The organism is Duganella sacchari (genome assembly GCF_900143065.1).
Classification (GTDB): Bacteria; Pseudomonadota; Gammaproteobacteria; order Burkholderiales; family Burkholderiaceae_D; genus Rugamonas; species Rugamonas sacchari.
In genome coordinates, this window is the sequence record NZ_FRCX01000019.1 from 76,007 (window position 1) to 83,804 (window position 7,798).

The following is a 7,798-nucleotide window of genomic DNA, read 5'->3' on the forward strand; positions in this document are numbered from 1 at the left end:
TTAGTCTTGTTTGCATAACTAACGAGTGAATATACTGTAAAACAATTCATGTTGTAACTGAGTTTGTACACTAAAAACATCGCAGTGCAACAAGCATATAATGTCCTGATTCGTTGTTATTTTTTTACGGAGACCACCTCATGACGCAGTCCACCCTCACTTTGCCAGCAGGCATGGAAATCACGGGCGAGATCAAGCCCGGTTACGAAGCAATCCTGACGCCCGACGCGTTGGCACTGGTGGCCAAGCTGAGCCGCGAGTTTGAATCCCGTCGCCAGCAACTGCTGGCCGTGCGCGTCGAGCGCGCCAAGCGCCTGGATGCGGGCGAGCGTCCAGACTTCCTGGCCGATACCGCGCACATCCGCAATGGTGACTGGCGCATCGCGCCGATCCCGAAAGCGCTGGAGTGCCGCCGCGTGGAAATCACCGGTCCGGTCGAGCGCAAAATGGTCATCAACGCCCTGAACTCGGGCGCCGACAGCTACATGACCGACTTCGAAGATTCCAACACGCCAAACTGGGACAACCAGATTACAGGCCAGATCAATATGAAAGATGCCGTCCGCGGCACTATTTCGCTGGAACAGAACGGCAAATCGTACAAGCTGAACGACAAAGTGGCCACGCTGGTGGTGCGTCCACGCGGCTGGCACCTGGACGAAAAGCACGTGCTGGTAGATGGCAAGCGCATCTCGGGCGGCATCTTTGACTTCGCGCTGTTCCTGTTCCACAACGCCAAAGAGCAGATCGCACGCGGCGCCGGCCCGTTCTTCTACCTGCCGAAGATGGAATCGCACCTGGAAGCGCGTCTGTGGAACGACATCTTCGTGATGGCACAGAAGGAAGTGGGCCTGCCACAGGGCACCATCAAAGCTACCGTGCTGATTGAAACCGTCCTGGCTGCCTTCGAAATGGACGAGATCCTGTACGAACTGCGCGAACACAGCTCGGGCCTGAACGCCGGCCGCTGGGACTACATCTTCTCGTGCATCAAGAAGTTCAAGCTGGACAAGGAATTCTGCCTGGCCGACCGCGCCAAGGTCACCATGACTTCGCCGTTCATGCGTGCTTACGCACTGCTGCTGCTGAAGACCTGCCACAAGCGCAATGCACCAGCAATCGGCGGCATGGCAGCGCTGATTCCAATCAAGAACGATCCAGAGAAAAACGAAGTCGCCATGGGCGGCGTGCGCAACGACAAGGCGCGCGATGCCACCGACGGCTACGACGGCGGCTGGGTAGCCCACCCGGGTCTGGTGGACCTGGCCATGGCCGAGTTCAAGAAAGTGCTGGGCGATAAGCCGAACCAGATCGAGAAACAGCGTCTGGACGTGGAAGTGCATGCCGAGCAGCTGCTGGACTTCAAGCCGGAAGCGCCGATCACCGAAGCCGGCCTGCGCTACAACATCAATGTCGGCATCCACTACCTGGGCGCCTGGCTGACCGGTAACGGCTGCGTGCCAATTCACAACCTGATGGAAGATGCGGCCACCGCCGAGATCAGCCGTTCGCAAGTCTGGCAGTGGATTCGTTCCGACAAGGGCGTGCTGGAAGATGGCCGCAAAGTCACCGCCGACATGGTGCGCGCCATGATCCCGGAAGAGCTGGCCAAGGTGCAGGCGTCCGCCCCGGGCGGCGACGGCCCGACCTATCCGCGCGCGGCGCAGATCTTCGAGCAGATGTCGACCTCGGAAGCGTTTGAAGAGTTCCTGACGCTGCCGCTGTACGAAGAGATCTAAGAACAGCGATCTAAAAACAAAAACGGCCCGCAAGGGCCGTTTTTCTTAGAAGTCGTTCTTCCACAACCGCAACGCGGTGAAAGTGGCCAGCGGCGTATCGATGCGGTCGAGACGTCCGGCCTTGACGAGCTGCTCGGCAATCGCCGGCTCGCGGTAGCGCAGGAAGGGATTGGTGGCCTTCTCGAGGCCGATGGTGCTGGGCACGGTCGGCACGTCGTGCTCGCGTTTGTCGGTTTCCACCTTTACGCGCTCCTGCAGCGCCACATTGTCCGGTTCGACCACGCGTGCGAAACGCAGGTTGGACAGCGTGTATTCATGCGCGCAATACACGCGCGTGTCATCTGGCAGTGCAGCAAGCTTGCCGAGCGAGCTGATCATCTGCGCCGGCGTGCCTTCAAACAGGCGGCCGCAACCACCGGCAAACAGCGTATCGCCACAGAACAGCCAACTCGGCTCCGTACCTTCGGCCTCGCGCACGTAGGCGATGTGGCCCATGGTGTGGCCCGGCACATCCAGCACTGACAACTTCAGCGCCAGACCCGGCACATCGATGACCTTGCCTTCGCCGACCGGCAGCGTGACGGCATCGATGGTCTCGTTGCGCGGACCAAAAACGGGAACCTGATAATGCTGTAATAATTCAGGAACGCCGCCGATATGGTCAGCGTGGTGATGGGTGAGTAGAATGGCGGTGAGCTTGAGTCCGTTTGCTTTCAGCGCTGCCAGGATGGGTTTGGCATCGCCCGGGTCGACCACCGCGGCATGTGTGCCATCATGTATCAACCACAAATAATTGTCGCGGAACGCAGGTACCGTTAAAACACTGAAAGCTTGAGTAGAAGATATGGTCATCGGATCGCAAAAGTCGCTAAAGGCCAGGCATGGATAAGGCGGGGTCGGAGAAATCCATTATAGCGCTGGAAGGCTGGCTACAAACGCCCGCAGGTGTGTACATGCGTGCGTGGGAACAAAGCTGTCTCGATAATTTGACAGCTGACATCTTCGGCTACAACGCGGTGCAGATCGGCATGCCTGAAATTGATGCACTCGCCGCCAGCCGCATGCCTTACAAACTGCTGGCCGACCGCAAGCCGCGCGCGGCGCGCGAGCAGCAGCGCGCGGTGAACCTGACGCTGGACTACACCGAACTGCCGTTTGCATCGCAAAGCATCGATCTGGTGGTGCTGCCGCACGTGCTGGAATTTTCCACCGATCCGCACCAGGTGCTGCGCGAGGTTGAGCGGGTGCTGATTCCGGAAGGGCAGGTCATCATCTGCGGTTTCAATCCCGCCAGCCTGTGGGGTGCGCGCCACGTGCTGCGGCGCGTCGGTGGCACCTCTTTCCTGCCGCGGACCGAAGAGCTGATCTCTATGCCGCGCATGAAAGACTGGTTAAAATTATTGAATATGGGCGCCACGCAAAGCCGCTTTGGCTGTTATGCGCCAGCCTGCCGCACAGAAAAATGGCTGCACCGCTACGCCTTCATGGATAATGCCGGGTCGCGCTGGTGGCCGTATCTGGGCGGCGTCTACGTGGTGCAGGCGATCAAGCGCGTCAAAGGCATGCGCCTGATTGGTCCGGCATGGAGCAGAAAAACGGCAGCGGCCCCTTCGGCCGTGCCGGCAACAAACAAAAGAAGAGAGCAGCAGGATGGATAAGGTTGAAATTTTTACCGACGGCGCATGCAAGGGCAATCCCGGCCTGGGCGGTTGGGGCGCGTTGCTGGTGGCCGGCGAGGCCGAGAAGGAAATCTTCGGCGGCACACGCGACACCACCAACAACCGCATGGAGTTGCAGGCCGTGATCGAAGCGCTGAGCGCATTGAAACGGCCGTGCTTTGTGGTGCTGCATACGGATAGCCAGTATGTGCAAAAAGGCATCAGCGAATGGATACACGGCTGGAAGGCACGCGGCTGGAAAACCTCGACCAAGGAACCGGTCAAGAACGAAGACCTGTGGAAGGCGCTGGATGCGGCGCAGACCATGCACACCGTCGAATGGCGCTGGGTGCGTGGCCACAACGGCCATCCGGGCAACGAGCGCGCCGACATGCTGGCCAACAAGGGCGTGGAAGTCGCGCGCGGCCGCTGAGTTATACTCTGCGCTGGAATTAATTACGGATTACTATGCGTCAAATCGTACTCGATACCGAAACCACCGGTATCAACCCCAAGCTGGGCAACCGCATTCTGGAAATCGGCTGCGTGGAGCTGTTCAACCGCAAGCTGACCGGCAACAATCTGCACTTCTACATCAATCCGGAACGCGAATCGGAAGAGGGCGCGCTGAACGTCCACGGCCTGACCACCGAATTCCTGCGCGACAAGCCCAAGTTTCATGAGATTGTTGAGCAGCTGCGCAGCTACATCCAGGGCGCGGAAGTCATCATCCATAACGCGCCGTTTGACCTGGGCTTCCTGAACCACGAATTCAAGTTGCTGAACCTGCCGGATTTCAGCAGTCACATCGGCGGTGTGATCGATACACTGGTGCAGGCCAAGGAACTCCATCCGGGCAAGCGCAACTCGCTGGATGCGCTGTGCGACCGCTACGGCATCTCCAACGCCCACCGCAAGCTGCACGGCGCGCTGCTGGATGCGGAGTTGCTGGCCGACGTCTACCTGGCGATGACCCGTGGCCAGAACAGCCTGGGCATGGATGTAGAAGAGGTGGTGGTCAGCGCCAGCGAAACGCTGGAGCCGGTGGCCATGGCCGAAATCATCTTCGTGCCAGCATCGGAGCAAGAGCTGGCGGCCCACGCCGACACGCTGGCCGGCCTGGACAAGGCGGTCAAAGGTCAGTGCATCTGGACCGCCTCCATGCATCCGCCCGCTGCCGCGTAATCGGGCTTGTGCTCCCAGGGCACAAGCACTATAATGCTCGCACTCAACGGGAGGTTAGCTCAGGGGTAGAGCACTGCATTCACACTGCAGGGGTCGCAAGTTCGAAACTTGCACTTCCCACCAAGAATTCTAAGTGAAATCAATTACTTGCAAGCGAAGCCGATCTTTAAACAGATCGGCTTTTTTGTTGAGTGTAATTTTCCAGTGTAGTTTACTTTTCCCCCACCAATTGCGAGAGCTTGTCCAGCGCGGCGCGTTGAGCGTCAACCTGGAGATGTGCGTATCGCTGCGTCGTTTGCACATTGGCGTAACCCAAGATCTTGCTAATGGTGTACAAATCCACTCCCAGGCTGAGCATGATGCTCGCGCAAGAGTGCCGCAGGTCGTGGAAGTTCACATGAGGCATGCCAGCCTTCACGCGCGCGCGGCGCCATGACGACTGAACGCCGTACAGTGTCATCTCCAACGGGAAGTACTTCAGCAGAGAAGACGCAACGCTGTTTTGATAACGTTACATTTGGCGATAATTTAATATTGCTTTTACGATATCATTTATAAAGAGCGAGCCGTGCTATGCCGTCGCTGCCACATGCATCTTCTCCGAACGTAAGAAGGAATCAAACGTGAAATACATTTTCAATAACTATTGGTTCAAGCATCAGGGTACTTTGCACGGCCCAGTAGGCGGTAATTTTCAAGAAGAACCCAAGGGTGGCTGGAAGAAATGGACGATCAAGCACAACCTGGACTGGATGTACAAGATGTATCGCGCGGGCGAAGAATTTACGCTCATCGGAGAGGTCGGTGATTTAGTAAAGCAGGCAAAAAATGCAGGCAAAAAGTCAGATACTAAGTGCACGTTGGGCATTGAAGTAATCTTCCTGCTGGCTTTGGGCTACACGATCCAGCCGCCGGATAACGACTCAATAGATAAATCACTATGTATTTTCCAGCCGCCCGAATATGACCCTTCTGAGCAGATGCAGCAAGCCATTGCTCGAATTTACACCGACGCTATTTTGCAGTTTGATACAAATGGCACTCCGTCGCGGTTCTGGACAACGGAGCGCCAAGGGTGGTATCTGCAGGTGCTGGATGCTCTGTAGCTTTGACTATGGCGTGATCACGCTGCAAGTGGAGGAGATGTAATGGCAATAACAGCACCAATCCGCGCCGACGAGCTGCCAATCGGGCCGAGCATCGATGTGGAACAGAATTTGCGAAACCAGGGGACGTAACGAGTGGAAAATGTAATTCGCAAACAACTTCTTTGCAAATGAGGGAGTTATTTCTATATAGTGCCAAACTGACGCTAGACCTATTGGATGGAATAAAGCCAAGCAAGTCTTTGATTCAGATATGGCCAACACTAGAAAACGGTATTACTTGGGACGATGCAATTCCATTTGGTGATGATGAGGCAGAGGATATTCGAATTCTGTTACAGAGTTATTCGCTTTATATAAATGAGCCCAAAACTGTGGTTCTTGAGTTAGATCCCAGTGTAGCCGGAGTATTTGGTGATGCTGACCCAGAGAGTGTCTAGTTTAGATTTTATATGAGATTGGGAGGCGTAGACGGGGCCTTTCCATCGAAAGCGCGGTCCACCTAGACCCTTGACTTAACCTTGCTTATGGGTTCAGAGCCCCTCGGGGGCATCGCCAGTTCGGTTCCAGAACTGGCTTTGGAAAAAAAGTGGCATTAAATGGCATTTTCACGAATAAGCCATTGGTTGTTCGTTTGCGCGCAGAATTGCCCCACTCCGTTTGACCCTCCCTCCATTGCCTGGCGAATGCAGCCACGCGGTCGTAAGACCCCTTGAACCCCAATTCCGACAGGTCCTCGTGAAGCTGTTTCAGGCTGCGTCGTTGCTTGCGTGATTTAGCTGCCTCGGTCTTGAGCCAGCCTGAGAGTTGGAAGGCGTATGGGTCGATGGCGCTGGCCGATTGGCGCTCCGCATAGGCGGGCTCGGTCGTTTCCGAGCGAAGGTAGCGCCGGACGGTGTTGCGCGAGATGCCGAGACGCTTGGCGATCTCCCTTAATGGGACTTGGTCACGAAGATGCCAGCGCCTAATAATTCCTAGTAATGCCACGTCAATCACTCCGATCCCCTACTCATTCAGATAAGTAGGATTGTGTGCTAAACGTGGGTCAATTTTCGATGCAAATTATGCGGCTAGGTGGGTCAGTTTTGGGTGCAAATCAACACTTATTCCCGTCCAGTTCCCCTGTACACTTGCCGTAGTGCTTTTCGATCATCGCTGTATTCTCGTACCCAAGCTAAGCCCCAAGCCTTTGGTGGAGTAAGCCCGATTATGCGGATAGGAAATCAAATGAAAAATCGAATTATTTTAATGGTGGCTTTATTGCTTCCTGTTTTTTCGTTCGCTCAGAGTGTGAACAAATCACCGTCGAATTTTTCAGGTGTCTGGGAGTACAGGGGCTCAACAGAATTGGCAGGGCATTCCTATTCTGTGCAACAGCGTTACACCTTATATCAACGAGGACGTCGTGTGTGCGGGTGTCTTGAAAGGGCCGGGGCACCCAATGCGATGGTGGAGCAGTACGCGATTAGTGGGGAAGCGCATCGCGACTATGTCGATCTATGGATGGACGCAGGTACGCCAAGATCAGCAAGCTATTCTCCCCATTATCCGTTTGAACCGGACGACCTGGTCAGATTAAAAAAATCTGCTAAGACGCTTATGATCGGAGCTGTCAGGCAAGAAGCAAATAAGCGGTCATTTGTATTTCCCGCAGAAGATCACATCATTTATATCACCAATATGCCGTTGAGGCTTTCGCCGGCTGCAGCGAATTCCGATGTGTGCGACTCAGAAGAAGAGGGCGCTACGCGCATATTCATGGAGGCGTGCCTTAGCGACCAGCGTAAGCGTCAACGTGACGCCGTCTTGCGCAGCTTGTCATTAAGTGGGAGCTAAAATGGAAGCTTTTCCGCACTCGTCTTGCCATGCACAACTCTCCCCGCTTTACGATCAACCGTCACCTGATCATCCTGATGCCCAAGCAGCCGGTCCTGGACTGGATTAAACGCGTCGATCCGAATCCGCCAAACCTGACGCTTGATCAGCTGCGCCTTGAACAGAATGCTTTTCTCATTTCTGATGATCTTGATGGTCAGCAGGATGCTGAGAAGTGGGTGCAGCGCAGATGGCAAATGTTCTTTGAAGGTTTTCTCGCGGAGTGGTACACGGT

At 55.5% G+C, this 7,798-nt stretch carries 9 protein-coding genes, 1 tRNA gene and 1 pseudogene; 7 read left to right on the top strand and 4 right to left on the bottom strand.

Annotated elements, in window-relative coordinates:
• The first annotated feature begins 140 nt into the window (after nucleotides 1–140).
• A complete protein-coding gene (gene aceB, locus BUA36_RS28060; RefSeq protein ID WP_072790177.1) occupies nucleotides 141–1,739 on the top strand; it encodes a malate synthase A in 1,599 nt (532 codons plus the stop codon).
• A gap of 45 nt (nucleotides 1,740–1,784) precedes the next feature.
• Here the strand turns inward: aceB and gloB are convergent, their stop codons facing one another.
• Nucleotides 1,785–2,591, bottom strand: a complete 807-nt coding sequence (gene gloB, locus BUA36_RS28065; protein ID WP_072790180.1) for a hydroxyacylglutathione hydrolase — start codon at nucleotides 2,589–2,591, stop codon at nucleotides 1,785–1,787.
• Between the two features lie 29 nt (nucleotides 2,592–2,620).
• Here gloB and BUA36_RS28070 point away from each other — a divergent pair, with 29 nt between their 5' ends.
• From BUA36_RS28070 to BUA36_RS28085, 4 genes are all read left to right on the top strand, one after another.
• Nucleotides 2,621–3,397, top strand: a complete 777-nt coding sequence (locus tag BUA36_RS28070) for a class I SAM-dependent methyltransferase (protein WP_072790184.1) — start codon at nucleotides 2,621–2,623, stop codon at nucleotides 3,395–3,397.
• Nucleotides 3,390–3,830 carry a ribonuclease HI gene (gene rnhA / locus BUA36_RS28075; RefSeq protein ID WP_072790187.1) on the top strand — a complete coding sequence of 147 codons (441 nt, stop codon included), beginning with the start codon at nucleotides 3,390–3,392 and terminating at the stop codon, nucleotides 3,828–3,830. The genes BUA36_RS28070 and rnhA overlap by 8 nt, the downstream gene beginning before the upstream one ends.
• Before the next feature lie 35 nt (nucleotides 3,831–3,865).
• Nucleotides 3,866–4,582 carry a DNA polymerase III subunit epsilon gene (gene dnaQ, locus BUA36_RS28080; RefSeq protein WP_072790190.1) on the top strand — a complete coding sequence of 239 codons (717 nt, stop codon included), beginning with the start codon at nucleotides 3,866–3,868 and terminating at the stop codon, nucleotides 4,580–4,582.
• A gap of 48 nt (nucleotides 4,583–4,630) precedes the next feature.
• Nucleotides 4,631–4,705, top strand: a tRNA-Val gene (locus tag BUA36_RS28085).
• Nucleotides 4,706–4,793: 88 nt separating this feature from the next.
• On the opposite strand, the gene BUA36_RS28090 is transcribed toward BUA36_RS28085, so the two are convergent.
• A complete protein-coding gene (locus BUA36_RS28090) occupies nucleotides 4,794–5,042 on the bottom strand; it encodes a tyrosine-type recombinase/integrase (RefSeq protein ID WP_267875129.1) in 249 nt (82 codons plus the stop codon).
• 163 nt (nucleotides 5,043–5,205) lie between these two features.
• Between BUA36_RS28090 and BUA36_RS28095 the strand changes: the two genes are divergently transcribed.
• Nucleotides 5,206–5,688, top strand: a complete 483-nt coding sequence (locus tag BUA36_RS28095) for a hypothetical protein (RefSeq protein ID WP_072790193.1) — start codon at nucleotides 5,206–5,208, stop codon at nucleotides 5,686–5,688.
• 597 nt (nucleotides 5,689–6,285) lie between these two features.
• Here the strand turns inward: BUA36_RS28095 and BUA36_RS28100 are convergent.
• A pseudogene (locus tag BUA36_RS28100) lies at nucleotides 6,286–6,684 on the bottom strand (helix-turn-helix domain-containing protein); the annotation flags it as partial.
• Between the two features lie 231 nt (nucleotides 6,685–6,915).
• On the opposite strand from BUA36_RS28100, the gene BUA36_RS30540 reads away from it, so the two are divergent.
• Nucleotides 6,916–7,524, top strand: coding sequence for a hypothetical protein (locus BUA36_RS30540; protein ID WP_139260720.1), 609 nt, complete (start codon nucleotides 6,916–6,918; stop codon nucleotides 7,522–7,524).
• Here BUA36_RS30540 and BUA36_RS30850 read toward each other — a convergent pair.
• A partial coding sequence (locus BUA36_RS30850) for a hypothetical protein (protein WP_167544349.1) occupies nucleotides 7,521–7,798 on the bottom strand: 278 nt, incomplete at its 5' end. The two genes, BUA36_RS30540 and BUA36_RS30850, sit on opposite strands and share 4 nt — an antisense overlap.

Excerpts from the sequence above, each read along its gene's own strand:
- rnhA (WP_072790187.1), top strand. The coding sequence starts at position 3,390 with ATGGATAAGGTTGAAATTTTTACCGACGGCGCATGCAAGGGCAATCCC.
- BUA36_RS28070 (WP_072790184.1), top strand. The coding sequence starts at position 2,621 with ATGGATAAGGCGGGGTCGGAGAAATCCATTATAGCGCTGGAAGGCTGG.
- BUA36_RS28090 (WP_267875129.1), bottom strand. The coding sequence starts at position 5,042 with ATGACACTGTACGGCGTTCAGTCGTCATGGCGCCGCGCGCGCGTGAAG.
- dnaQ (WP_072790190.1), top strand. The coding sequence starts at position 3,866 with ATGCGTCAAATCGTACTCGATACCGAAACCACCGGTATCAACCCCAAG.
- BUA36_RS30540 (WP_139260720.1), top strand. The coding sequence starts at position 6,916 with ATGAAAAATCGAATTATTTTAATGGTGGCTTTATTGCTTCCTGTTTTT.
- gloB (WP_072790180.1), bottom strand. The coding sequence starts at position 2,591 with ATGACCATATCTTCTACTCAAGCTTTCAGTGTTTTAACGGTACCTGCG.
- aceB (WP_072790177.1), top strand. The coding sequence starts at position 141 with ATGACGCAGTCCACCCTCACTTTGCCAGCAGGCATGGAAATCACGGGC.